General features: G+C 52.1%; 23 protein-coding genes. 16 read left to right on the forward strand and 7 right to left on the reverse strand.

Features of this window, described 5'->3' with window-relative positions:
* From ACF8PK_RS00235 to tatC, 5 genes are all read left to right on the forward strand, one after another.
* A complete protein-coding gene (locus ACF8PK_RS00235; RefSeq protein ID WP_392439469.1) occupies positions 1 to 639 on the forward strand; it encodes an SCP2 domain-containing protein in 639 nt (212 codons plus the stop codon).
* On the forward strand, positions 636 to 2270 hold the full coding sequence (gene ubiB / locus ACF8PK_RS00240; protein WP_004724323.1) for a ubiquinone biosynthesis regulatory protein kinase UbiB: 1635 nt from the start codon (positions 636 to 638) through the stop codon (positions 2268 to 2270). Before ACF8PK_RS00235 ends, ubiB begins: the two co-directional genes overlap by 4 nt.
* 50 nt (positions 2271 to 2320) lie before the next feature.
* Positions 2321 to 2563, forward strand: coding sequence for a Sec-independent protein translocase subunit TatA (tatA, locus tag ACF8PK_RS00245; protein WP_004724324.1), 243 nt, complete (start codon positions 2321 to 2323; stop codon positions 2561 to 2563).
* A 3-nt stretch (positions 2564 to 2566) separates the two neighbouring features.
* Positions 2567 to 2968, forward strand: a complete 402-nt coding sequence (tatB, locus tag ACF8PK_RS00250) for a Sec-independent protein translocase protein TatB (protein ID WP_004724325.1) — start codon at positions 2567 to 2569, stop codon at positions 2966 to 2968.
* Positions 2969 to 3030: 62 nt separating this feature from the next.
* A complete protein-coding gene (tatC, locus tag ACF8PK_RS00255; RefSeq protein ID WP_004724326.1) occupies positions 3031 to 3774 on the forward strand; it encodes a twin-arginine translocase subunit TatC in 744 nt (247 codons plus the stop codon).
* Positions 3775 to 4119: 345 nt separating this feature from the next.
* On the opposite strand, the gene ACF8PK_RS00260 is transcribed toward tatC, so the two are convergent.
* Positions 4120 to 4881 carry a TatD family hydrolase gene (locus tag ACF8PK_RS00260; RefSeq protein WP_004724328.1) on the reverse strand — a complete coding sequence of 254 codons (762 nt, stop codon included), beginning with the start codon at positions 4879 to 4881 and terminating at the stop codon, positions 4120 to 4122.
* A gap of 184 nt (positions 4882 to 5065) precedes the next feature.
* Between ACF8PK_RS00260 and hemB the strand changes: the two genes are divergently transcribed.
* The 3 genes from hemB to polA all read left to right on the forward strand — a co-directional run bounded on the left by hemB (position 5066) and on the right by polA (position 10159).
* Positions 5066 to 6109 (forward strand): porphobilinogen synthase, encoded by a 1044-nt coding sequence (gene hemB / locus ACF8PK_RS00265; protein ID WP_004724330.1) that lies wholly within the window; start codon positions 5066 to 5068, stop codon positions 6107 to 6109.
* A 128-nt stretch (positions 6110 to 6237) separates the two neighbouring features.
* Positions 6238 to 6672, forward strand: a complete 435-nt coding sequence (locus tag ACF8PK_RS00270) for a GNAT family N-acetyltransferase (RefSeq protein ID WP_283512531.1) — start codon at positions 6238 to 6240, stop codon at positions 6670 to 6672.
* Positions 6673 to 7360: 688 nt separating this feature from the next.
* Positions 7361 to 10159, forward strand: a complete 2799-nt coding sequence (gene polA / locus ACF8PK_RS00275; protein ID WP_392439474.1) for a DNA polymerase I — start codon at positions 7361 to 7363, stop codon at positions 10157 to 10159.
* Between the two features lie 844 nt (positions 10160 to 11003).
* On the opposite strand, the gene yihA is transcribed toward polA, so the two are convergent.
* Positions 11004 to 11678: a ribosome biogenesis GTP-binding protein YihA/YsxC gene (gene yihA / locus ACF8PK_RS00280; RefSeq protein WP_014204236.1), complete on the reverse strand. Its 675-nt coding sequence runs from the start codon at positions 11676 to 11678 to the stop codon at positions 11004 to 11006.
* 146 nt (positions 11679 to 11824) lie between these two features.
* Between yihA and ACF8PK_RS00285 the strand changes: the two genes are divergently transcribed.
* The 5 genes from ACF8PK_RS00285 to hemN all read left to right on the forward strand — a co-directional run bounded on the left by ACF8PK_RS00285 (position 11825) and on the right by hemN (position 16374).
* Positions 11825 to 12442, forward strand: a complete 618-nt coding sequence (locus tag ACF8PK_RS00285; protein WP_014204237.1) for a cytochrome c — start codon at positions 11825 to 11827, stop codon at positions 12440 to 12442.
* Positions 12443 to 13134: 692 nt separating this feature from the next.
* A complete protein-coding gene (locus ACF8PK_RS00290) occupies positions 13135 to 13773 on the forward strand; it encodes a class I SAM-dependent methyltransferase (RefSeq protein ID WP_004724337.1) in 639 nt (212 codons plus the stop codon).
* Entirely contained in the window at positions 13773 to 14348 is a 576-nt protein-coding gene (yihI, locus tag ACF8PK_RS00295; RefSeq protein ID WP_055466635.1) for a Der GTPase-activating protein YihI, read from the forward strand. The genes ACF8PK_RS00290 and yihI overlap by 1 nt, the downstream gene beginning before the upstream one ends.
* Before the next feature lie 9 nt (positions 14349 to 14357).
* On the forward strand, positions 14358 to 14846 hold the full coding sequence (locus tag ACF8PK_RS00300; protein WP_038150720.1) for a DUF2489 domain-containing protein: 489 nt from the start codon (positions 14358 to 14360) through the stop codon (positions 14844 to 14846).
* A gap of 139 nt (positions 14847 to 14985) precedes the next feature.
* The gene (gene hemN / locus ACF8PK_RS00305; RefSeq protein ID WP_004724344.1) at positions 14986 to 16374 is read left to right on the forward strand and encodes an oxygen-independent coproporphyrinogen III oxidase; all 1389 of its coding nucleotides are present in this window, start codon (positions 14986 to 14988) and stop codon (positions 16372 to 16374) included.
* Between the two features lie 67 nt (positions 16375 to 16441).
* Here hemN and ACF8PK_RS00310 read toward each other — a convergent pair whose 3' ends face one another.
* From ACF8PK_RS00310 to hemC, 4 genes are read right to left on the reverse strand one after another with little or no spacing between them, the layout of a single operon-like run.
* Positions 16442 to 17623 (reverse strand): heme biosynthesis protein HemY, encoded by a 1182-nt coding sequence (locus ACF8PK_RS00310; protein ID WP_014204239.1) that lies wholly within the window; start codon positions 17621 to 17623, stop codon positions 16442 to 16444.
* The gene (locus ACF8PK_RS00315) at positions 17623 to 18861 is read right to left on the reverse strand and encodes a uroporphyrinogen-III C-methyltransferase (RefSeq protein WP_392439478.1); all 1239 of its coding nucleotides are present in this window, start codon (positions 18859 to 18861) and stop codon (positions 17623 to 17625) included. Before ACF8PK_RS00315 ends, ACF8PK_RS00310 begins: the two co-directional genes overlap by 1 nt.
* Before the next feature lie 18 nt (positions 18862 to 18879).
* Entirely contained in the window at positions 18880 to 19608 is a 729-nt protein-coding gene (locus ACF8PK_RS00320; RefSeq protein WP_392439480.1) for a uroporphyrinogen-III synthase, read from the reverse strand.
* Positions 19609 to 19611: 3 nt separating this feature from the next.
* Positions 19612 to 20550, reverse strand: coding sequence for a hydroxymethylbilane synthase (gene hemC, locus ACF8PK_RS00325; RefSeq protein WP_004724353.1), 939 nt, complete (start codon positions 20548 to 20550; stop codon positions 19612 to 19614).
* A gap of 351 nt (positions 20551 to 20901) precedes the next feature.
* Here hemC and ACF8PK_RS00330 point away from each other — a divergent pair, with 351 nt between their 5' ends.
* A complete protein-coding gene (locus ACF8PK_RS00330) occupies positions 20902 to 23430 on the forward strand; it encodes a class I adenylate cyclase (RefSeq protein ID WP_038150722.1) in 2529 nt (842 codons plus the stop codon).
* 64 nt (positions 23431 to 23494) lie between these two features.
* Here ACF8PK_RS00330 and cyaY read toward each other — a convergent pair whose 3' ends face one another.
* On the reverse strand, positions 23495 to 23809 hold the full coding sequence (gene cyaY / locus ACF8PK_RS00335; protein ID WP_004724357.1) for an iron donor protein CyaY: 315 nt from the start codon (positions 23807 to 23809) through the stop codon (positions 23495 to 23497).
* Between cyaY and ACF8PK_RS00340 the strand changes: the two genes are divergently transcribed.
* Together ACF8PK_RS00340 and lysA are read left to right on the forward strand one after the other, a co-directional pair.
* Positions 23789 to 24001 (forward strand): lipoprotein, encoded by a 213-nt coding sequence (locus ACF8PK_RS00340; protein ID WP_172475412.1) that lies wholly within the window; start codon positions 23789 to 23791, stop codon positions 23999 to 24001. The genes cyaY and ACF8PK_RS00340 overlap by 21 nt on opposite strands.
* A 30-nt stretch (positions 24002 to 24031) precedes the next feature.
* Positions 24032 to 25285, forward strand: a complete 1254-nt coding sequence (gene lysA, locus ACF8PK_RS00345; RefSeq protein ID WP_014204244.1) for a diaminopimelate decarboxylase — start codon at positions 24032 to 24034, stop codon at positions 25283 to 25285.
* Positions 25286 to 25287: the final 2 nt, after the last annotated feature.

The raw sequence follows: 25287 nt of genomic DNA on the forward strand, positions 1-25287 counted from the left end.
ATGCCGTTTGAACCGTTAATCACCGCGGTGATTGAATCATCGCTCAATGCCCTGATCAAAGACGACCCGGAGCTGGGTCGTCGTTTGGCCCGCCTTAAAGGCCAAGTGATTCAGGTCCATCTCAAAGAACTCAATCAAACCCTGACCTTCATTTTCAGTCAGCAGATCGACGTGCTGGCTCACTACGAAGGGGCGCCGGATTGTTATCTGTCGCTCAATCTGTCGGTGCTGCCGGAACTGCGTGAGCAGGCCAACATCACGCAGTTGATCAAACAAGACAAATTGGTGCTGGAAGGCGACATTCAACTGGCGCAGAAATTTTCTCAGCTCATGACGGACTGCAAACCCGACATCGAAGAGTGGTTGTCACGCGTGACCGGTGATGTGGTCGCACACACCGTGGTGCAAGGCGCCAAAAACTTCGGCGCGCTGCTGAGTGCGCAAGTGAGTAAACACCAGAACCATTTGGCGCAAGTGCTGACCGAAGAGTGGCGCGTGGCTCCGGGGCCGCTGGAAATTGCTCATTTTTGCGATCAAGTGGACGAGGTAAACAGCCAAGCGGCACGCCTAGAAAGCCGCCTGAATCAGTTGCTTGAGCGCGGGCAACCGACAGAACAAGGGTACATGGACACTGTATGACCCCAGCCGAACTCAAACGTTTATACCGCATTATCAAAGTTCAGCTCGAATATGGGCTGGACGAGTTGTTACCCGAACATCAACTGACCAAAGCGCCGCGGCTGGCGCGCAAGTCCATCTTCTGGATTCGCAATCAACACGCCGACAAACCGCTCGGTGAGCGGCTGCGTTTGGCGTTGCAAGAACTTGGCCCGGTGTGGATCAAGTTCGGCCAGATGATGTCGACCCGCCGCGACCTCTTCCCTCCGCACATCGCCGATCAGCTCGCGCTGCTGCAAGACAAAGTAGCGCCGTTTGACGGCAACCTTGCCAAAGCGCAGATCGAAAGCGCACTCGGCGGCCCACTGGAAACGTGGTTCAACGACTTCGACCTCCAGCCGCTGGCTTCTGCGTCGATCGCTCAGGTGCATACCGCGACGCTCAAATCCAACGGCCGCGAAGTGGTGTTAAAAGTCATTCGTCCAGATATTCGTCCGGTGATTGATGCAGATCTAAAACTGATGCATCGTCTCGCGCGTATAGTCGCACGAGCGACGCCTGAAGCACGTCGTTTGAAACCGCTTGAAGTGGTGCGTGATTACGAAAAAACGCTGCTTGATGAGCTGGATTTGCGTCGTGAAGCGGCCAATGCGATTCAACTGCGCCGCAACTTTGAAGACAGCGAAGAATTGTATGTTCCTGAAGTCATTACCGATTTCAGTAATAAAACTGTCATGGTTTCTGAGCGAATATATGGCATTCAGGTGTCCGATGTTGAACGCTTGCAGGCCAATGGCACCAACATGAAGCTCTTGGCTGAGCGCGGCGTGAGTGTGTTTTTCACGCAGGTGTTCCGCGACAGTTTCTTCCATGCAGACATGCATCCGGGCAATGTGTTTGTGAATCCGGAGCATCCAGACAACCCGCAATGGATTGGTCTCGACTGTGGCATTGTCGGCACGCTGAATGCAGACGACAAACGTTATCTGGCGGAAAACTTCCTGGCGTTCTTCAACCGCGATTATCGCAAAGTGGCGCAATTGCACGTCGATTCGGGGTGGGTGCCGCAAGACACCAACATCGATGAATTCGAAGTGGCGATTCGTATTGTGTGCGAACCGATATTCGCCAAACCGCTGTGCGACATCTCCTTTGGCCATGTGCTGTTGAACCTGTTCAACACCGCACGTCGCTTCAATATGGAAGTGCAGCCGCAACTGGTGTTGCTCCAGAAGACGCTGCTGTACGTAGAAGGGTTAGGGCGTCAGCTATATCCACAATTGGATTTATGGCAGACGGCGAAACCCTTTCTGGAAAAATGGATGATGAATCAGGTTGGCCCGCAAGCGGTGGTGAATGCCATCAAAGAGCGTGCGCCGTTCTGGGCCGAAAAATTGCCGGAACTACCGGAATTGCTGTACGACAGTTTGAAACAAGGTCGTCACCTGAATCTGCGCATGGAGCAGTTTTATCAGGGCTACCGCGACAGCAAGCGCCAGCAGGCGACCGGTAAGTTTTTGTTTGGTGTTGGCGCCACTTTAGTCGTATGCTCGGCTATATTGGTGGCCAGTCACTACGAACCGTGGGCCGCGGGCAGTGCAATCGCAGGCGTCACATTTTGGTTGTTTAGTTGGCGAGCTTATCGTCAATAAACGTTAAACTCTTGAACTGTTTTTGTAACACATAACCCGAGGTAGAAAGAATGGGTGGTATCAGTATTTGGCAACTTCTTATCATTGCGGTCATCGTTGTATTGCTGTTCGGTACGAAGAAACTTCGTGGTATCGGCGGCGATCTCGGTAGCGCAGTGAAAGGCTTCAAGAAAGCCATGGCAGACGAAGATCAGTCTGCGGCGAAGAAAGATGCCGATTTCGAACAGAAAAATCTGGAACAGCAGAAGACCGACGCAACTGCTGAAACAAAGAAAGACAAAGAGCAGGCTTAAATCGTGTTTGATATCGGTTTTTGGGAACTGGTATTAATTTCTGTCGTGGCACTGGTGGTGCTGGGTCCAGAGCGGCTGCCGCATGCGATTCGCAGTGTGGCGAAGTTTGTCTCGGCGGCCAAAAACATGGCCAACAGTGTCAAAGATGAGCTGGCGCACGAGCTGAAAGTGCAGGAGCTGCAGGAAAACCTGCGCAAAGCCGAGCAGATGGGGATGCAAAACTTGTCGCCAGAGCTGCAAGAATCGGTCGATAAGCTCAAGCAGGCAGCGCAGGACGTGCAACGTCCGTACGCCACTCCAGCCACCAGCCCGACAGAGGATGACCAGCCGCAACCCTCGGCAGAATCCCTCCACGTTGTGGCTGAACCCGCTCAGCCGAAGACGGCAGAAAAGAAAGCCGACTAATAGTCTTTGTAAAGAGTTACCCCTGAGCGGTAACTCTTTTTGATCGGTTACATGAGGTGTCAATGTCAGTCGAACAGACTCAACCGTTGATCAGCCACTTATTGGAACTTCGTGATCGCTTGCTGCGCAGTATTGCGGCGGTGATCGTGGTGTTTCTTGGGCTGATTTATTTCTCCAATCACATCTACGAATTTGTCTCTCGCCCGCTGGTGGATCGCCTGCCGGAAGGGGCAACGATGATCGCCACCGATGTGGCTTCACCGTTTTTCACCCCACTCAAGCTGACGCTGATTGTGGCGGTATTTGTGTCGGTGCCGTTTATTCTTTATCAAGTGTGGGCGTTTGTGGCGCCGGGCCTGTATAAGCATGAGCGTCGCCTGATTTTTCCGCTGTTGGTGTCGAGTTCGCTGCTGTTTTATTGCGGTGTGGCGTTTGCTTACTACGTGGTTTTTCCACTGGTGTTTGGCTTCTTTACCGCGATATCGCTCGGCGGGGTGGAGTTTGCCACCGACATTGCCAGTTACCTTGATTTCGTCTTGGCGCTGTTTATGGCGTTTGGCATCGCGTTTGAAGTTCCGGTGGCCATCATTCTGTTGTGTTGGACGGGCGCGACCACGCCGACAGAGTTAAGCCAAAAACGTCCGTACATCATCGTGGGCGCGTTTGTGGTTGGCATGCTGCTGACACCGCCTGATATGATTTCACAAACACTGTTGGCGATTCCCATGTGTTTGCTGTTTGAAATCGGTCTATTCTTCGCGCGTTTCTACACGCGCAAAGATGAGGCGCAAGACGGGGAAGCGTAGTCGTCACGTGATGGGGCAAACCATGAATAAAAAAAAGCGGCCAGTGGCCGCTTTTTCCGTTGTAGATGGGGTGTCTTCTCGTCAAAATTATTTAATTTTTACGATTTGTCCGCAATGCTTGCAGACGTAGACTTCTTTCACTCCCAGCATTTTCTGCCAGAAGGTACGACGTAGTCGTTGCAGTTGGTTGGTGTGATTACAGCTAGCCATGACGTTTGTATATGTAGATCGTTATAAAAATTTGGCCACGAATAGTACATTGCATGCATAGCGATTAATGTGATCTTTATCCCATTTAAAAAATGTGATCTTAATCTATAAATTAGTAATCAACATATCCCTAAACTATAGATTAAACAGTGATTTAGCATTCACTGATGTAATGCAATCGATCGCTTCGATGGTCGTCATTCTCAGGTCCGCAACACGTTGTGCAACCAGTTGAGTGTAGGCCGGTTCGTTACGCTTTCCACGATGGGGCACCGGGGCCAAATACGGGCAGTCGGTTTCCAAAATCACGTAGTTCATGTCGAGGTGTGGAATCACCTGATCCATGCCGCCGTTCTTAAATGTCGACACGCCGCCCAAGCCGAGATGAAAGCCAAGGTCGTTGATTGCTTTGGCTTCGTCTACGCTGCCCCCAAAGCAGTGGAACACGCCACGCAGTTGGCCATTTTGCTCTTGTTTGAGCAGGGTGAGCGTCTCGTCAATCGAATCGCGGGTGTGGATCACCACCGGCAGGTTCATCTCTTTAGCCCAGTTGAGCTGGGTCACAAACGCCATTTCTTGTTCGGCGCGAAATGTTTTGTCCCAATAGAGGTCGATGCCGATTTCGCCCACCGCAATAAAATCGTGTTGGGCAAACCAGCGGTGGATCGTGTCGAGTGTTTGCGTGACGTTGCCATCGACATAACACGGGTGCAGGCCCATCATGGCGCGGCAGACTGTGGGGTAAGCCGCTTCGGTCGCCAGCATCGGCTCAATCGATTCCAGATCAATGTTGGGGAGCAGAATGCGTTCAATGCCTTGCGCCAATGCCCGGCTGACCACCTCATCGCGGTCGTGGTCAAATTCACTGGCATAAATGTGGGCGTGGGTATCAATCATGGCAACGTCTCATTTTCGGTAAGCTTGGCGGCAGTATACGTGAGTGTGAGCTTGGGGTCATTTTTTGCATTTTTCCGCCCAGAGCCTAGCGCCGGGCCATCAGAATGATATGATTTCGCCAACACAAAACGCCTGACGGGGCGCGTCAGCGCCGTGGTTCAGGTAGACAAATAAGGAGAGTCGAGTGTCTGTATCCATCCAAGGTCAGTTTCCTGGGCGTCGTATGCGCCGTCTGCGTAAGCATGATTTCAGCCGTCGTCTGGTGGCGGAGAACCAGTTGTCTGTGAGTGACTTGATCTACCCGATGTTTATTCTGATGGGCAAAGATCGTCGTGAAGCAGTGGAATCGATGCCGGGCGTTGAACGTCTGTCGATTGACCTGATGCTGGAAGAGGCGCTGTATTTGGCCAACCTTGGCGTGCCGGCCATCGCGCTGTTTCCTGTGGTCAATCAGGATGCGAAAAGCCTGTGTGCGACCGAAGCCTACAACCCGGACGGTTTGGTGCAGCGCGCAGTGCGTTTGCTGAAAGAACACGTGCCGCAAATGGGAGTGATCACCGACGTGGCATTGGACCCGTTCACCACCCACGGTCAGGACGGCATCATCGACGAAGCGGGTTACGTCCTCAATGAAGAAACCACGGAAGTGCTGATCAAGCAAGCGTTGTCCCATGCGGCGGCGGGTGCGGATGTGGTGGCGCCATCTGACATGATGGATGGTCGCATCGGCAAGATTCGTGACGCGCTGGAAGAAGCGGGGCATATTCATACGCAGATCATGGCGTACTCGGCTAAATACGCGTCATGCTATTACGGCCCGTTCCGCGATGCAGTCGGCTCGGCGAGCAACCTCAAAGGTGGCAACAAGAAAAACTACCAGATGGATCCGGCCAACAGTGATGAAGCGCTACATGAAGTGGCGATGGACATCAACGAAGGCGCGGACATGGTGATGGTGAAACCGGGCATGCCTTATTTGGACGTGGTGCGCCGCGTGAAGAGCGAACTGCAAGTCCCGACGTTTGCGTATCAAGTGTCGGGAGAGTACGCGATGCACAAAGCCGCGATCATGAACGGTTGGCTCAAAGAGCGAGACACCGTGCTGGAATCACTGCTGTGCTTTAAGCGCGCGGGTGCCGATGGCATTCTGACTTACTTTGCCAAAGATGTGGCTGAGTGGCTGGCAGAAGAAAACGCACAAGCGGCGCAGCATCTGCGCGCAGACTAACGACAGCAACATCGATTGAGAAGGCTGGCACCGTTGCCGGCCTTTTTGTTTTTTCGGGGTTAAGAATGCATTCGGTGAACGCGGGTGGGTGAGTACCGGCTTGCTTCGAATGCCATGAGGAGGTGGGGATGCAGATCCGCTTAGGTACATTGGCAGAAGCCGTACAGGTGGTCCAAGAGATTGATGAATTTGCGCACAAAGAAACGGTGGCGAGTATGGCGCAGCGTTTAGCGGGCAAGCACGATTTAATTCTGATCGCAGAAGAACATGGCCAGTTACTCGGATTCAAAATTGGCTATGAACTCGATAGTGAGACCTTCTATAGCTGGTTTGGCGGTGTTTCCGCGTTGGCGCGCAATCGCGGGGTGGCGCAGCATTTATTGAATGCACAAGAGCATTGGGTGGCCAAGCATGGCTATCGCCAGCTCAAAGTGAAATCGCGCAACCAATTTCCGGCCATGTTGCGCCTGTTGCTAAGGAATGGTTATCTCATTGAAAATTTTGAAAAAGTAGAACCATTGTTGGAAAGTCGCATTCACTTCGTGAAACATTTCCAAAATTAAATGAGATTTTTTCTCATTTAATGCTTGACCATTAAATGAGAATCATTATTATTAACCCTGTCTTAGGGAATGAGTGAAGTTCACCAGGACGTTGAATTATCGACCTGAATGGTTCTTTAGGTTGGCAGATAATCTAACTGACGCTTGAACTTGCACACGTTCTTTTTGACACGACATTGCTCACATTGCTTCCAGTGTAATATTTAAGCTTTATGGTAAGGCTGAACAATCGGTATTGGCTTTGACCTGTTATTGCTAGGCGACATCCTCGGATGTCGCTTTTTTTATGCCGGTTATCCACCGCGCCTGATTCTCCTACGGTAAAACGTCCAACTTTCGATCCTGATCTGTGCAAATCTACAGCAGCGTGTCGGGATCAAGATCTCAGGTTGAGTAAAAGGGCAGCGAGTGTCTTTTCCACAATCCATGATCGCAAAAGGATCGTGATAGGAATGATCGATCTTTGTAAAAATCAAATAAAAACAAGTAATTAAAAACACAAATGACAACGTTATTCGCGCTTTAATAACCGGTGGATAAATTCTATAAACAGAGTTATCCACAGATGGTGGGCTGGGCGTTGAATTATTCACCGCCGTGAGTTCCGCCGCATGCGGTCGTGAGCATGGAAACCAATCAGCAGTCATGGCATCCTTAGCGCCATTGTTTCTTGTTGGATAGCAAAACTATGGCTCGCATCCCTGATAACCCGTTAATTCTGATCGACGGCTCTTCTTATTTATACCGTGCATTTCATGCCTACCCGGGCACCATGAGCAACGGTGAGATCCCGACTAACGCTGTGTATGGCGTGATCAACATGGTTCGCGCCATGATGCGTCAATTTGCCAGTGATCGAATGGCGGTCGTCTTTGATGCCAAAGGCAAAACCTTTCGCGATGAACTGTATCCGGAATACAAGGCGCAGCGTCCGCCGATGCCGGATGATCTGCGTTGTCAGATCGAACCGCTCCATAACGTGATTCGTGCCATGGGGCTGCCATTGCTGTCGATTGAAGGGGTCGAAGCGGACGACGTGATCGGGACACTGGCGCATCAAGCGTCTCAGGCGGGTATTCCGGTGCTGATCAGTACCGGCGATAAGGACATGGCGCAGTTGGTTGACGACAACGTGACCCTGATCAACACCATGACCAACGTGGTGATGGATCGCGACGGCGTGATTGAAAAATTCGGCATTCCGCCAGAGCTGATCATCGATTATCTCGCGCTGATGGGCGATAAAGTCGATAACATTCCGGGTGTGCCGGGCGTGGGCGACAAAACCGCCACGGCTTTGTTGCAGGGGATCGGTGGCCTGACTGCGCTGTATGACAATCTGGATAAAATTGCCGACCTGGGATTCCGTGGGTCTAAAACCATGGCCAAGAAGCTGGAAGACAACCGCGCCAACGCCGAGCTGTCGTACGAATTGGCGACCATCAAACTCGATGTTGCGCTGGATTGCACGCCGGAAACGCTGCTCAAAGCCACGCCGGATCGCGATGCGCTGATTGAACTTTATGGCCAATTGTCGTTTAAATCTTGGTTGAACGAGCTGCTTGAAGGCGGCACTGGTGTGGTCGAAGCGGCAGAGAAAAGCGCTGCTAGCGTTGCCGTCGGTGGCGCGCCGCAAGCGGCACCGATGGCTGACTCGGTGGCGGTGAAAATCGATCGCAGCCATTATGAGACCATTGTGGATGAAGCGGCATTCAACCGTTGGCTCGACAAACTGCGCAGCGCCGAGGTGTTTGCGTTTGATACCGAAACCGACAGCCTGGATTACATGGTGGCCAATCTGGTGGGCGTTTCTTTCGCCGTTGCGGAAGGAGAGGCTGCCTACGTGCCAGTGGCGCACGATTATCTGGACGCGCCACAGCAACTCGATCGCGATTGGGTGCTGGCGCAACTGAAACCGATTTTAGAAGACGCGCAGCAAGCCAAAGTGGGTCAAAACCTCAAGTACGATACCAGCATTCTGGCGCGCTACGACATCAATATGCAGGGCATCGCGCACGACACCATGCTCGCATCGTATGTGTACAACAGCGTGGGCGGCAAGCATGACATGGACAGCCTAGCGCTGCGTTTCATGCAACACAGCTGCATTTCGTTTGAACAGGTGGCGGGCAAAGGCAAGAACCAACTCACCTTTAACCAGATTGACCTTGAACAAGCGGCGCCTTACGCCGCAGAAGATGCCGACGTCACGCTACGTTTGCATCATCGTTTGCTGCCGCTGCTGGAACAAGACGACAAACTGCTGAGTGTGTATCGCGACATCGAGATGCCGCTGGTGCCCGTTCTGTCACGCATTGAACGCACCGGCGTGCTGATCAACGACATGCTGCTGGGCGCGCAATCGCAAGAGATTGCGCAGCGTCTGGATGAGCTGGAAAAGAAAGCGTTCGATATCGCGGGCCAAGAATTTAACCTCAGCTCGCCAAAACAGCTGCAAACCATCTTCTTTGATCAGATGAAACTGCCGGTGATCAAGAAAACACCATCGGGTACGCCATCAACCAACGAAGAAGTGCTGCAAGAGCTGGCGCTGGATTATCCATTGCCTGCAGTCATTCTCGAATACCGCGGTCTGGCGAAGCTCAAATCGACCTACACCGATAAACTGCCGAAGATGATCAACCCGACTACGGGCCGCGTACACACGTCATATCATCAGGCGGTGACGGCCACCGGGCGTCTCTCTTCGACCGATCCAAACTTGCAGAACATTCCGATTCGTAATGAAGAAGGCCGTCGCATTCGTCAGGCGTTCATCGCGCCACATGGCTGGAAAATCATGGCGGTCGACTACTCGCAAATCGAACTGCGCATCATGGCGCATTTGTCTGGCGATAAAGCGCTGCTGGAAGCTTTCCAACAAGGTAAAGATATCCACGCCGCCACCGCGGCTGAAATTCTGGGTATCAGCATCGATCAGGTGACCAGCGAGCAGCGCCGCCGCGCGAAAGCGGTCAACTTTGGTTTGATTTACGGCATGAGTGCGTTTGGCTTGGCGAAACAACTCGGCATTCCGCGCGGTGAAGCGCAAGCGTACATGGACACTTACTTTGAGCGTTACCCTGGCGTGATGCAATACATGGAAGACACACGCAGTACCGCTGCAGAGCAGGGCTACGTGGAAACTTTGTTTGGTCGTCGTCTCCATCTGCCGGAAATCACCTCGCGTAACGGTATGCGTCGGAAAGCAGCGGAACGAGCGGCGATTAACGCGCCGATGCAGGGCACTGCGGCCGACATCATTAAGAAAGCGATGTTGCTGGTGGATGCGTGGATTGAAGCGGAAGGTGCGGGTCGCGTGAAACTGCTGATGCAGGTACACGATGAACTGGTGTTTGAAGTCGAAGAGTCAGCTTTGTCCGAAATTGAAAGTAAAGTACAGAAATTGATGGAATCTGCAGCAGCGCTGAAGGTGCCGCTGGTGGCCGAAGCTGGCCATGGTGACAACTGGGATGAGGCTCATTAAGCCTAAAATCGCCTAAATCACGCTAAATATATGAGCCAGCGCACAGTCGCTGGCTTTTTTTTACCAATAAAAAAGTAAACAACATTCATATATTTGTGTTGCTTAATAAAAATTTAATGAAAATAAACTACAAAAATGGTTTTCATTTGTGACCAATTGTTGTACATTAACTTCCGTAGGGTACAGAGGTAAGATGTTCTATCTTTCAGACCTTTTGTTTCACGTTATTGGATTAGGCTGATTCAGCCGCCCCAGTCACCATTTGACTGGGGCGTTTTTTATTGGGCCGCATTCCACATTTCCTTCGGCCTGTTTCTGGGCTTTTTGACCGCAATTTCGCTCATCGTTGTCGTTTATCCTCGACGTCACGTCAATGACAGCAAGCTTCATTTCTGTAACTAATCTCCAATCACAATTTTAGTTAATTCTAATTAAAAACTAAGCAGATTAATGCGTGCGTATTTCTCTAATGTATTGAAATAACTAAGTAAGATGTGAAGTTATGCGCAAAAGCGGCGGGACAAAAATCGTGATCGGCGCAACTTGTAATCTGATCGGGATTCAGGAATCCTAACCACATAACAATAATTACCTCCTATTTCTCTCCCGTTGCCCCACCAGGATGGTGGGGCTTTTTGTTTCTCACGCCGGTTGTTTCTCACGTCAGTCAATCGAGTCATATCAGCCGCATGGCAGCTGCCCATCGCTATGGCAGAGTGCTCGGCTTTTACGCCAGTCACCCATGCGTTAGGTTCGCAAGCCAGCGATGTTGCAAGTCATCGATTCAGAACGTAATAAAAAGCCCCGCCGAAAGGCGAGGCTGATGCAGTGAGCGCGAAGCGGATTAAGCGTCTTGCTCGCCGCCGTGCTCTTCTGGGGTGTGTTCAATGTCAGCTTCTGCGGCCAACTGTGCCACCATCGGCGCAAACCAGCTGTCGAGTTTGTTGCGCAGTACATCCACGCCAATGCCATTGTGAGACGAGAATGCGTCCACCTGTACATCGCCGCCAAATGCAAGCGCCGCTTCACGAATTTTTAACACTTGCGCTTTACGAGCGCCGCTTTTGAGTTTGTCGGCTTTGGTCAGCAGCACTTGAACGGGAATGCCACATTCCACGGCCCACACGACTAATTGTTGGTCGAGATCTTTCATCGGGTGACGAATATCCATCAACACCACCAAGCCTTTCAGGCAGGTACGTTTTTGCAGGTATTCACCCAGTGACTTTTGCCACTTCTTTTTCATTTCCAGCGGTACCTGGGCGAAACCGTACCCTGGTAGATCGACAATGTGGCAGCCTTCAGTCACCTTAAATAGGTTGATGAGCTGAGTACGGCCAGGAGTTTTACTGGTCTTGGCCAAGTTCTTCTGGTTTGTTAACCGATTGAGAGAACTCGACTTTCCAGCATTTGAGCGTCCTGCAAACGCGATTTCGATACCTTCATCAGTGGGAAGATGGCGAATGTCTGGCGCACTGGTGATGAAATGCGTGTTTTGATAATGAATTTTTACGCTCACTGTTAACTCCATCTCGACTTTGTGTAGTCGATTGATTACTTTTTTGTGAAATTGTGTAAAATAACCGTGCTCGGCATAAGGTCGCTTATTGTACCATGAGTGGTACCCCGTGGTACTGGAAGCTTGATAATTATAAATGGAATGTCATGAAGAAATTAGCGCTAATCTTAAGTCTTTTAGCCAGCTGCTCTGTATGGGCCCAAGGCAGCATTGAAGCTGGTAAAGCAAAATCCCAAACGTGTGTTGCCTGCCATGGTGCGGATGGCAACAGTCAAATTACAACTTACCCGAAGCTGGCTGGTCAGCACGCTAAGTATATTGAGAAGCAGCTGAAAGATCTCAAGCTTGGCATGTCGAGCGGTGGCAAACAAGGCCGTTACGATCCGGTCATGAGTGCCATGGCGATGCCACTCAGTGAAGAAGACATGGCCGATGTGGCTGCGTACTTCGCTTCACTGCCGATTTCGCCGAACTCTACACCGGAAGACGTGGTAGCGAAAGGGAAAGTTCTGTACAACGCTGGTGATGCGGCGCGTGGTCTGACGGCGTGTACGGCGTGTCATGGCCCGCGTGGTAACGGTACCGAACTGTCTGGGTTCCCTAAAATCTCAGGTCAGCATGCGGACTACATCAAAGCGCAGCTACAGAAATTCCGTGACGAAAACCGCGGCAACGACATGAACGCGATGATGCGTGATGTAGCGAAGAAATTGACCGATGCTGATATCGAAATTCTGTCTAAATACGTTGGCGGCCTGCACTAATAGCCCTACACGTGTTCGAGCATAAGTGGTAAGAAACAGCCCCGCGTGTCGGGGCTGTTTCTATTTCTGCGTCAGATTGCCCTGTTTTGTGTAAGACATTCGCCATAGTTGCGCATCACGATGCTGAGGATAGCTTTGTAAGCTACTGAAAATAAATAACTTGATTTTACGTTGTTCAAAAAGGCGCAAAAATGTGCGTTTGGTCCGTTGTGCGTTGCCGTGGTTGGCGTAAAGTTGTTCATGTCGGCATGAGGCTGACGAGGAGTTCAGACTAGGCAGGTCTCCAAGGAGCCGGAAGGAATCTGGCAACAGGACAGGGATAACGGTTTCCAGGATGGGAGTCGGGATAGGGATGGTCAACTGGTCTCAAGGTGAAGACAGTGACACGGATTCAGGCGACGGAGTCGCCCAGCTACAGGACGTAACAACGGATAGCCAAAACTCATCAGGACGATGTCAAACCACACTTTTGGCAAGGAAAGCTCGAAAAACAAAGGGACTCTTGGTGCGTTGATTGAACGCAACCCAGTTTTGTCACGTTCTGTGACCACTTAGAAAGCGATAGGGCAACCTATCGCTTTTTTTATCTTTAGGAGCTTTTTTTGCAAAATTGCTGAGATTTTGTACGATCACGCTCCACTCTCCAGCCAGTTTCTGGTATGTTTCGCATCCCCCGTTGGAAGGATGTCAGAATGCACACTTGCCCTTTATGTCACAGTGACGATACGCATGCGTACTATGAAGACGCGCATCGTGCTTATCTGCAATGTCAGCCTTGCCAACTGGTGTTCGTTAATCCTGAACATCGACTGAATGCGCAACGCGAAAAAGCGTTTTACGACCTACACGAGAATGACCCCAATGATGCCGGCTATCGCCGCTTTTTATCTCGTGTGTGTACGCCTATGCTTGAAAGAATCGCACCGCATTCACAAGGGTTAGATTTTGGTTGTGGCCCGGGCCCGACGTTGTCGCTGATGCTGGAAGAAGCCGGCCATCAGGTGGCGTTGTATGATATTTTCTATCATCCGAATGCCCAAGCGCTGACAACCACTTACGATTTTATGACTGCCACGGAAGTGATTGAGCATCTGCACGATCCACACCGAGTGTGGCAGCAATGGTTAAATTTAGTTAAGCCGGGTGGCTGGATTGGTCTGATGACCAAAATGGTCAAAGACGTGGACGCATTTGCGACATGGCACTACAAAAACGATCTCACTCACGTGATCTTTTTCAGTCGCCACACGTTTGAATATCTGGCAGAGCGGGATCAGCTCGAACTTGAATTTATAGGCAATGATGTAATTTTACTGAGGAAGCCCCAGTAATGTCTCGACAAAAGAAATCCAAAACCGGCATCAATGGTGATCTGGTTTTTGCACGCAAACACAACCGTACTTCTGGTGAGCTGGAAGGACGCCTGCGTAAAAAAGCGAAAAAACACAAAGGTCTGAAAACGGGTAGCCGTCATTCAGAAGGTGCGGAAGCGGCGGTACGCAACGGTGCGCAGCAACGTGACCCGCGCCTTGGCAGCAAAAAGCCCATTCCATTGATCGTGGATGCGCCGAAGAAACTCAACAAGCAAGAGCGTCGTCTCTCTGCTGAAAAAGAGCTGGCGATGCTGGAAAATGACGCGCAATTGAACGTGTTGTTGGATCGCATCGACAACGGTGAAAAACTGGGTGCTGGTCTGCAAAAATATGTGGATGAGAAACTGGATCGCATTGAAGTGCTGATGAATCAACTGGGTCTGTTTGAAGACGCAGAAGAGATGGAAGAAGCCGAAGAAGCGGAAGCCATCGCGCCACAGCCACAAGCCAAAGCAACGAAAGCGAAGGCAAAAACCGATGACGATCTGTTGTCTCAGTTTGAAAATCTCGATCTGAACGATTACAAAGGATAAGGTGCCACAATGAATGTAACCCTATTAGCGATAGCTGGAGCTGTGATTATTCTGGGCTTAGCGGCCTACGCGGGTTACCTTTTGTTGCAACTGAAAAAGCAAAAGGAGCTGCAGCAGCAGCACCAGGCGTTGGCGATCGAAAAACGCAATGCGAACATTTTCGAAAACGTCAACATTCTGTGCTTGGCCGGGATTCAAGGGCAGTGTGATTTGTCGGAAATCAGCATCCGCGTCTACTGCATCATGGATTACGTTCAGGGCGAAGACCGCGTGGATTTTGATCGTGACTACCCAGCAACCGCCGAGTTGTACCACATTGTCAAAGACATGCCGCGTGGTGACGCCCGCCAGCAGATGGTGAAGAAGGAGCGTATGCAACACAACCTGATTCGCCTGAAAGCAGAATCCCGCCTCAACGACGCCATCGTCGAAGAGTTAAAAGCGCTGCAAAAACGTGTTCAGCCACTGAACAACCAAATTGCCATCCAAATGGTATAAGTGATACTCCCTCTTTTGAGTGAGTGATCACGCTAGCAGTTTCGAACATTTTGTTCGCAAATCCTATTTTTGCCACCCGACGTGTCAACGTCGTGTGGCAAAATAGCCCGTCAAAAGATTGAAAACGGAAAGAGTTACTATGTCGTCGCACGTCGTACCCAGTCAGCAGATCGTTTGGGATCAAGCCATTTTAGACAAGTACAACTACTCGGGGCCGCGTTACACTTCCTATCCGACCGCTGTGGAGTTTCATGAAGCGTTCACCATTGCGGACTACGATATGGCGTGTACTCAGTACCCTGAGCGACCGTTATCGCTCTACATTCACATTCCGTTCTGTCACAAGCTGTGCTACTACTGTGGCTGCAACAAAGTCATCACCCGTCATTCGCACAAAGCCGACGAATACTTGGATATTCTGGAGCATGAAATCCGTCAGCGCGCATCGCTGCTGGTGGGGCGTCATGTGACGCAACTGCATTTTGGCGGCGGTACACCGACCTTTCTGACCAACAAGCAGATCAGCCGTCTGATGACGCTGCTGCGTGAAGAGTTCCAGTTCGACGCGGATGCCGAAATCAGCATCGAAGTTGACCCGCGTGAGATTCAGCTCGACGTGCTGGATCACCTGCGTAGCGAAGGTTTTAACCGCCTGAGCATCGGCGTGCAGGATTTCGATAAAGAAGTGCAGAAGCTGGTGAACCGCGAGCAAGACGAGCAGTTTATTATCGATTTGGTCGCGCGCGGAAAAGCCTTAGGGTTCCGTTCCACCAACCTTGACCTGATTTACGGCCTGCCAAAACAAACACTGGAAACCTTCAGTCAAACGCTGGCACAGGTGCTGGCGATGAAACCGGGGCGTCTGTCGGTGTTTAACTACGCGCACATGCCGCAGCTGTTTGCCGCACAACGTAAAATCAAAGACGAAGACCTGCCGGCGCCAGAAGAGAAAATGGCGATTCTGCAATACACCATCAACACGCTGACGGATGCCGGTTATCAGTTTATCGGTATGGATCACTTTGCCTTACCGGATGATGAACTGGCGGTGGCGCAACGCAATGGTGTGCTGCATCGCAACTTCCAAGGCTACACCACGCAAGGCGAGTGTGACTTAGTCGGTTTTGGTGTGTCGGCGATTTCGATGATTGGCGATGCCTACGCGCAGAACCAAAAAGAGCTGAAAAAATACTACGCTCAGGTCAACGAAATGCGTCACGCGTTGTGGAAAGGGGTGTCGCTGGATAGCGATGACTTGCTGCGCCGCGAAGTGATTAAACAGCTGATTTGCAATTTCCAACTTGATAAGCGAGCGATTGAGCGCCAGTTCCGCGTGCGCTTTAATGATTACTTCCGCCAAGATTTGGCGTTGCTACAAACGTTTGTCGACGATGAACTGGTGACAGTCGATGAGCATCACATTCGCGTCACGTTGCGTGGCCGCTTGCTGATCCGCAACATCTGTATGTGCTTTGACAAATACCTGCGCGATCGCGCGCGTCAGCAGCAGTTCTCTCGCGTGATTTAAGCGCGACTTAGCATGAAAAAAGCCAGCATCTCTGCTGGCTTTTTTGTTGTTCGCTGCGCGTTTGAATCTACGCAGATTCGAGCAGCGACAAGGCTTTGCGCGTCACGTCGTGAGCGGCTTTGGTCAGGTTCTGCTTTTCTAATGCATCGGCTAGGTAAGCGTAATCGGACACGCTTGAGCGCAAGGACAAGGCTTTTTCCAGATGCTGCTGCGCATCGGCCCATTGCTGCTCACGCAGATAGAGCTGACCCAATGCGCTGTGCGCCTCGGCATTGTTGCCATCGCGGTTGAGCGCATCTTTCAACAGGACAATCGCTGGATGGCGATCGCTGATGTTGAGCTCTGGCAATAAGGCGTATAGCGCTGGCGATGGGCGTTTTTTCAAACTCTCTTTGATCAGCGTGAACGCTTCGTAATCAGCCTTGCGCACAATCAGCTGGCGGATCAGGTTCAGTTCGAGTTGTGATTCCGCTTTGAGTTTACGCGGCAGGCTGTTCCAGTGAGCAATCAATCCTTCGCTGCCTTTCTGACTGGCGATGGTGTCCATCACCCCTTGGTGAGCAACCAAGGCCAGTTGATCGGCTTCATCCTGCGTCATGCGTTTGGCTTTGACCAATTTAGGCAGCAGATCGAGCAGCGGCTGCCACTGTTTCAGTTGGGTGTAAGTTTGCTTGAGCAGGTTGAGCACAATGGTATTGTTGGGGTGATCGGCTTGCAGTGCGCTCAGCGTACTCAATGCCGCTTGCAACTCGCCATCGCTCAGTTGCTGTTTGGCGCGCGTCAGTTCCACCGCCAATGTGGCGTTTTCTTGCTGCGCAGCCAGCGCCAAATAGCGGTCGCGTTTGGCGCGATCGCCCATGCCGTTGGCGGCTTCTGAGGCCACCAGATAACACAGCAGCGGCATGTCATGATGATTGGCCCAGCGCGTGACTTTCTTCTCCGCCTGTTTCCAGTCCCCTTCGAGCAATTTGATGATCGCTTCGTTGGTGTAACGACGCGAGCGGCGCAGTTTGCGTACACTGAACCAGTTCCAGGTATTGGAGCTGGCGTACATCAGTTTTTTCAGCAGATATTCCAGTGCGAATAAGCCAGCCAGTGCGCCGATGATGAAGATCACCAACGTGGTGACACTCATTTCAATGGTATGGCTGGCGACCGAGATCAGCACGTAGCCTTGCTGACCCGCATATTGGGTGCCGGCAAACAAGCCGAGCCCCAAGACGACAAATAGAAATAGGACACGAACCATCAGTTAGCCTCCGTTGTCATCGAACTGACTGTCATCGAGCTGACCGAGCGACGCAGACGATCGGTGATCACATCCGCCAGTTGCTTTTGCGTGCCCAGTTTGACCGGATACTCAACCTGCACCTGCTGTTTCGCCAGTTGTTCCAGCGTCTGATTGAAGGCTTTCACGCGGTTGTCACTTTGATTGAAGAATGATTTCGACCACTGATCAGCGGTGGTGAGTGACACGGTGTAGATTTCCTGCTGCTCGGTGTACACCGACTTAATCGCGGTTTCCAGCTTGGCTTTGAGGTTTTCTTTGAGATAGAAATGCTGCTGCGGTGACAGCAGCGGCACCACGTTGCCATCGCGCGTGCGGAACGTGATGAAGTTGTTGGCGAAATCTTTCAGCGACGTCATCAGGTTCTGTTGCCAGTTGTTGATATTTTCTGAAACCGCTTGTTCGGTTTCCTGTGGCGCGTCCGGCAAAATGGCGTTCGCCAGCGGCAGGGTATCGACTTGCTGTTGCAGGCTGGTCAGGCGCAGTACCAAGCCATCGCGATCCAGTCGTGGAATTGCTTTCAGTGTCGTGATGTCATTGGCCATTGCTTTGCGCAGTGGTGTCAGGCTCGGATCGTTCAAGGCGGCGATGCGTTGGTCCGCGCTCTCCATCAACAGCGTCGCGCTGTCGACATCGTGTTCGAGAAAGAGTTTACGTCCTGCCAGTTTGACCAAGTAATCTGCTTCGGCCAATAGCCAGTCGTTGGGACGACGACCTTTGATATCTGCCACGGCCAGTTGCAGGCTTTCAATGCTCTTTTGTTGCTGCGTCAGTACCACTTCTGCGCGGTGAGTCAGTTCAGTGGCTTTGTCGACAGCGTCTTGTTTGGTGGCATCGAGCTGGGCGTTGATGTTGCTGCGCGTTTGCTCAAGCTCGGTGCGCAGGGCTTGAATCTGCGCTTGGTAGCCCGCTTGTTGCTGCTGGCTATGCAGTGTTAAACCGCCGCCAAACAGCACCGCCAGAACGATCGCGATGGTGCCAAGCTTGACGCCTCGTTTGCCCTGTTTCTCTTCAAATACTGGTGCAGGCTCGGCGGGGCGCTGTGGTTTGGCCGATGTTGCCGTGCTGCTTTGCCCGGCAGCGGCTTTGTCGGTGGACGCCGCTTTGGCTTTGGCATCGGGGGAGGTTGTCTCGGCAGCGAGGGCAGTTTTTGATTGTTGTTCAGGTTCCTGCTGAGGATTATTTTTATTGCTTGTCATTGCTAAGAGTCCTGTGTGTTAGGGCTGGAGAGCCGCCACTAAATCTGGGTTCGCCGCACTTCCTGTGGTCACGATGGTTTGAAATCCCAAGGCTTTGGCATCGTGGGCGATTCGATCACTGGGTACCAGTAATTTCAGACCAAGCGCCCAGCTCAGGCTGGTTGCGGTCAGTTGTGAAACAAAAAACATCAGCTGGTGGCTGCTGGTGATCACCAGCGTATCCACGCCCGCTTGTTGCCATGTGGCGACGCAGGCCTCACTGGCAAATGGTAAATCCACGCGTTGGTACACTTCGCGGTAACTGACGTGCGCGCCACGTGCGACCAATGTGTCGAAAATCAGCTCGCGCCCGCCGTTGCCACGCAAAATGATGACTGATTTTCCCTGCACCGCGTGCAGGGCTGGCAGTGCCAATAAATGTTCGCTGTCGCTGATGTCCGGGTAGTGTACTGGTTGTGCAGAAAGTTTGCTTAAAACGTGTGCAGTTTTTTGACCAACGGCAAGGTAAATGGCGGAAGTTGGCCAGCAAGATCGCTCAGATTGCAAAAACTGGTGGGTAAATGTCACGGCATGCTGACTCACGGCGATCAGCAGATCACATTGGTGCAGGGCGGGCAGCAGCTGAGGCAGGTCGGCGCCTGCCTCTAAGGTGATCAATGGGTGGTGGAGGGCATGAATCCCACATTGTGCCAACTGCTGACACAACGCTTGTCCCTGCGCCTCGGGGCGCGTCACCAAGACGGCCATGGCTTACTCGTGCTCGGCGTACAACTTGGTCAGAATGTCGCGCGCGCCATCGGCCAGCAGTTGATTGGCCAGCTCGACCCCCAGACGTTCGGCATCCTGACGTGGGCCACGGATTTCGCCACGCACAATGTGGGAACCGTCCGGCTCACCGACCAGCGCACGCAGCCACAAATCGTCGCCGTCGAGCAGCGCATAGCTGCCAATCGGCACTTGGCAACCGCCTTCCAGTGTGAGGTTCATGGCTCGTTCACACAACACGCGATCGGTGGTGTCGGCATCGCTCAGCGGTGCCAGCAACGCGCGCAGGCGCGCATCATCCAAACGACACTCAATGCCTACCGCGCCTTGGCCGACAGCAGGTAGTGACTGCTCGGGTTCAATCAGGCTGCGAATGCGCTGTTCTAGTTGAAGACGTTTGAGCCCCGCAGCGGCGAGAATGATGGCATCATATTCACCGGCATCCAGTTTGCCCAAACGGGTTCCGACGTTGCCACGTAGCTCTTTGATCACCAGATCCGGACGCGCTTCTTTGAGTTGGCATTGACGACGCAGGCTACAGGTGCCGACGATGGCGCCGTGTGGCAGCTCATCCAGTGACGCATAGGTGTTGGAGACAAACGCATCACGCGGGTCTTCGCGTTCACAGATGGTCACCAAGCCAAGGCCTTCGGGAAAATCGACCGGCACGTCTTTCATCGAGTGCACCGCCAAGTCCGCGCGGCCTTCTAGCATCGCCACTTCGAGTTCTTTGACGAACAGACCTTTGCCGCCCACTTTGGCCAGCGGCGTATCAAGAATCACGTCACCTCGGGTCACCATGGTGACCAGTTCCACTTCGAGCCCCGGATGAGCCGCTTGCAGCGCGTCTTTGACAAAATGCGCTTGCCATAAAGCGAGTGGACTTTGACGAGTGGCAATTCGAATGGGGGTGGTAGAGGTCATGATAATCCCGTTAGACAGTCAATAATGGCTTCATCCTATCATTAAGGCTGGGGAAGGTCTTACTCCAAGATCACTGGGATGCTGGTTTGATAGACAATTCACACCGATCGCGCAAAATTGTGTGACTAGGTTCTCGTTTGTAAACTGCGCTATTATTACAAAGCAACCGTTAGCGTCGACACTAGGAACGGTCGTGAATTCAAGCCTTGTGGCACTACGACTTTGGTGTGACATGGTGAGCAGATCGCTTTACCAATAGGAATTAAAGTGTTAAATTGATCACGTTTTGTTGACGCATTCGCATAAAACACAACCAAAACGCGCATTTATGTTTCAACCAAGGAATCCACCTTGCAGGCTTACACAACGACCTTAATACAGAGACTGGATAAGCTGAACCGGCAACGCACAGAGCGAGCGCTGGCGCTTATGGATTTGCAAGGTCAGCGTGTTTTTCATCTCATTCCCGCACTGTTTCATTACAATCATCCCCTCATTCCCGGCTATTTTGCCGACGATGTGCCGTATGGCGTACACCATTTCGAACTGAATGACATTCAGCAACTGATGGTCGACGACACGGAGCTGGCGATCGGTCAAGCGTTGGAGACTGCGCCGCGTCCGGCCATTCTTGGTTTGTACACCATGGGCAGTACCTCATCGATTGGTCAGAGCACGTCGAGCGATCTCGATATCTGGGTGTGTGTGGATGCCGATATGGATTGTGATTCACGTGAAACATTGGGGAATAAGTGCCTGCTGATCACCGACTGGGCGAAAAGCCAAGGGGTGGAAGCGAACTTCTTCATCATGGATGAACAGCGTTTTCGCCATAATCAGTCGGATGAAATGACTGGGGAAAACTGTGGTTCGTCTCAGCATTTGTTACTGCTGGATGAGTTTTATCGCTCGGCAGTGCGTTTGGCGGGCAAACGTCTGCTGTGGCAAATCGTGCCACCGGAGATGGAAGAGTGCTACGACGAATACGTGAAACAGTTATGTGCCAATGCGTACATTGACTGCAGTGAATGGATCGACTTTGGTCGTCTCAATCGGATTCCGGCCGAAGAGTATTTCGGTGCCAACTTATGGCAGTTGTACAAGAGTATCGACTCGCCTTATAAGTCAGTGCTGAAAGCGACGCTGCTGGAAGCGTATTCGTGGGAGTACCCGCACACACAACTGCTCAGTATCGATACCAAGCGTCGTTTCTTTGCGCATGAGCCCGATCTCTACAGCATGGACGCCTATTATCTGATGCTGGCCAAGGTGACCTGTTATCTGGAACGCATTGGCGATCATGCGCGTCTTGATTTGGTGCGTCGTTGTTTCTACCTCAAAACCCATGAAAAACTCTCCCGTGAACCGGGGGTGGGATCGGTGGCTTGGCGCCGTGAAGCGCTAAACGACATGATCAAAACCTGGCACTGGGGGCCGGATGTGATTGAGGAACTCGACAACCGCCGTAACTGGAAAGTCGAGCAAGTCAAAGGCGTACACCATGCGTTGCTGGATGCGTTGATGGTCAGCTACCGTAACCTGATTCAGTTTGCGCGTCGCAACGACATTACCTCGGCGATCAGCCCACAAGATATCTCGATTCTGGCGCGTAAACTCTACGCGGCGTTTGAAGTGCTGCCGGGGAAAGTCACCCTGCTCAATCCGCAGATTTCTCCTGACTTGCATGAACCCGACCTGACCTTCATCGAAGTGTGTCCGGGCCGCACCAACAAGGCGGGCTGGTATCTGTATAAGCAGCCGCTGGTGGCGCATCGCATTTTGGGTCAGCCGTATCTCGAGCACAACGAATACCTGAGTAAACTGGTGGCGTGGGCGTTTTTCAACGGCCTGATCACCGAATCGACGCGCCTGCATTCGGTGGTGCGTGAAGCGCATCTCGACATCGACAAGTTCTATCAAATGGTGAGCGACCTGCGCAACACCTTCTCGCTGCACAAACGTCGTCCGACCATGTCGGCGCTGGCGAGTCCGTGTGAAATCAGCCAACTGGCGATGTTCATCAACTTTGAAAACGACCCGACGACCGAACTGAGTGGCAAATCGCTCAAAGTTGACGTCAAGAATGTCGATATCTTCAGTTTCGGCGCGGAGCAGCGTTGCCTGGTCGGCAGTGTCGATTTGGTCTATCGCAACTCGTGGCAAGAAGTGCGGACGCTGCACTTTGAAGGCGAAACCGCGATGCTGGATGCGCTGAAAACCGTGTTGGGTAAAATGCACCAAGACGCGTTGCCGCCGGAATCGGTCGACGTGTTCTGCTACAGCAAAAACCTGCGTGGTGTGATGCGCAACTTGGTGTATCAACTGCTGGCTGAGTGCATTGATTTGCGCCTCAAACCGGTGGAACAAGAGAAACGTCGCCGCTTTAAAGCGCTGCGTATCGGGTCGCAAATGTACGGTTTGTTCTTTGAACGTCGTGGGGTCTCGGTGCAGCGTTTGGAAAACTCGGTCGACTTCTACCGCAGTATTTCAACCAACAAACTCAAAGGCTCACCGCTGCTGATGCTGGATCGCGAGCAGGATTATCAACTGCCGGATGTGGTAGATGGCTTTGCCAGTGAAGGGTTGGTGCAGTTCTTCTTTGAAGACACCGAAAAAGGCTTCAACATTTACGTGCTGGATGAAACCAACCGCGTGGAAGTCTACCACCAGTTCAGCGGCGAAAAAGATGAGATGATTGCCAGCGTCAACAGCTTCTATACGTCGGTGCGTGATGACAACCAACTGGCGTCGAAGCTGATTAACTTCAACTTGCCGCAGTACTATCAAATCATCCATCCGGAAGAGGGCGACAGTTACGTGGCGCCTTACCGCAATGATTCCGCGGTCTATTCCAAGCCATCCAAAGCGGTAAACGCGTAAGACAAACCCGCGATCATTGCCTCAAAAAAAGAGCACCCAAGGTGCTCTTTTTTGTCGGCGGCGATTAGGCCCAATCGATGTGTTCCCCTGCGTGTTTTTCACACTCTTGCTTCACCATCTCAAACAGCTCGATGCCGGTTTTTGAGCAGATCCACTGCTGCGCTTTCCACTGAAAGTGGAAGCCGCCGGATTTCGATGCCAACCAAATCTCTTTCATCGGCTCTTGGCGGTTGATGATGATCTGGCTGCCATCATCAAATTCCAGCGTCATCACATTGCCGGAGGTTTCGAAATCGATGTCCGCGCCGGAATCATCAATGGCTTCTTCAATGATTTGCATCTGGCTGTCGACCAGTTGATGAAATTCAGTCTCGTTCATCCTGTCTATCCTATTGCTTTTCCTGATTGTGGTGCGATTATAGGGGGCATTGATTCAATAATCACGATATGCAAAATGAAAAAGTCCATCACCGCACTGTTTTTGTTGTCCGTTCTCACTTTGGCAGGCTGCGGTCAAACAGGCCCGCTGTACATGCCTGATGACGCTCAACAGAGTGAACAAAATCAGTAAATTCAAACAATTATATTAAGGGAAAGTATTTTGGATTACTTCAATTATCAGGATGATGGCCAACTTTGGGCGGAAAACGTATCACTGGCTCAATTGGCTGAGGATTATGGCACGCCGCTGTATGTCTATTCCCGTGCGACGCTGGAGCGTCACTGGCACGCGTTTGACAAATCGGTCGGCGATCATCCCCACCTGGTTTGTTATGCGGTGAAAGCGAACTCGAACCTCGGGGTGCTCAACACACTGGCGCGTTTGGGATCGGGCTTTGATATTGTGTCAGCGGGTGAGCTGGAACGTGTCGTCGCTGCGGGCGGTGACCCGGCGAAAGTAGTGTTCTCCGGCGTGGGTAAAACCGCTGCCGAGATGAAACGCGCCTTGGCGCTGAAGATCAAGTGCTTCAACGTGGAGTCGGAATCTGAGCTGGAGCGCCTGAACCAAGTGGCGGGCGAGATGGGTGTCAAAGCCCCAATTTCACTGCGCATCAATCCGGATGTCGACGCCAAAACGCACCCTTATATTTCGACTGGCCTGCGCGACAACAAATTTGGTATCGCGTTTGATCGTGCGCCGGATGTGTACCGTTTGGCGCAACGCCTCGATCACATTTCAATTCATGGCATCGACTGCCACATCGGCTCGCAACTGACGGCGATTGAACCATTTATCGACGCAACCGATCGTTTGTTGGCGCTGATTGACAACCTGAAAGCGGAAGGCATCCACATCAAACATCTGGATGTGGGGGGCGGTCTGGGCGTGGTGTATCGTGATGAATTGCCACCCCAACCTTCTGAATACGCCAAAGCGCTGTTGTCGCGTCTGGCGAATCATCAAGAGTTGGAACTGATTTTTGAACCGGGTCGTGCCATTGCGGCTAACGCTGGCGTGCTGCTGACTCGTGTTGAGTACCTCAAACACACCGAACACAAAAACTTCGCCATCATTGATGCCGCGATGAATGACCTGATGCGTCCGGCGTTGTACCAAGCGTGGCAAGATATTGTGCCAGTGTCGCCGCGCGAAGGCGCTGCATTGACCTATGATTTAGTGGGACCTGTGTGTGAAACGGGTGACTTCTTAGGCAAAGACCGTTCGCTGGTGCTTCAGCAAGGGGATTTGCTGGCAGTGCGTTCTGCTGGTGCGTATGGGTTTGCGATGTCGTCGAACTACAACACGCGCACGCGTGCGGCGGAAGTGATTGTCGATGGTGAAACCACCCACGTGGTGCGCCAACGCGAAGAGCTGTCGAGCCTGTGGGCCCTTGAGAGCCTTCTGCCGGAGTAAAG

This window comes from Vibrio sp. CJQ_6 (genome assembly GCF_043106745.1).
Lineage (GTDB): Bacteria > Pseudomonadota > Gammaproteobacteria > Enterobacterales > Vibrionaceae > Vibrio > Vibrio furnissii.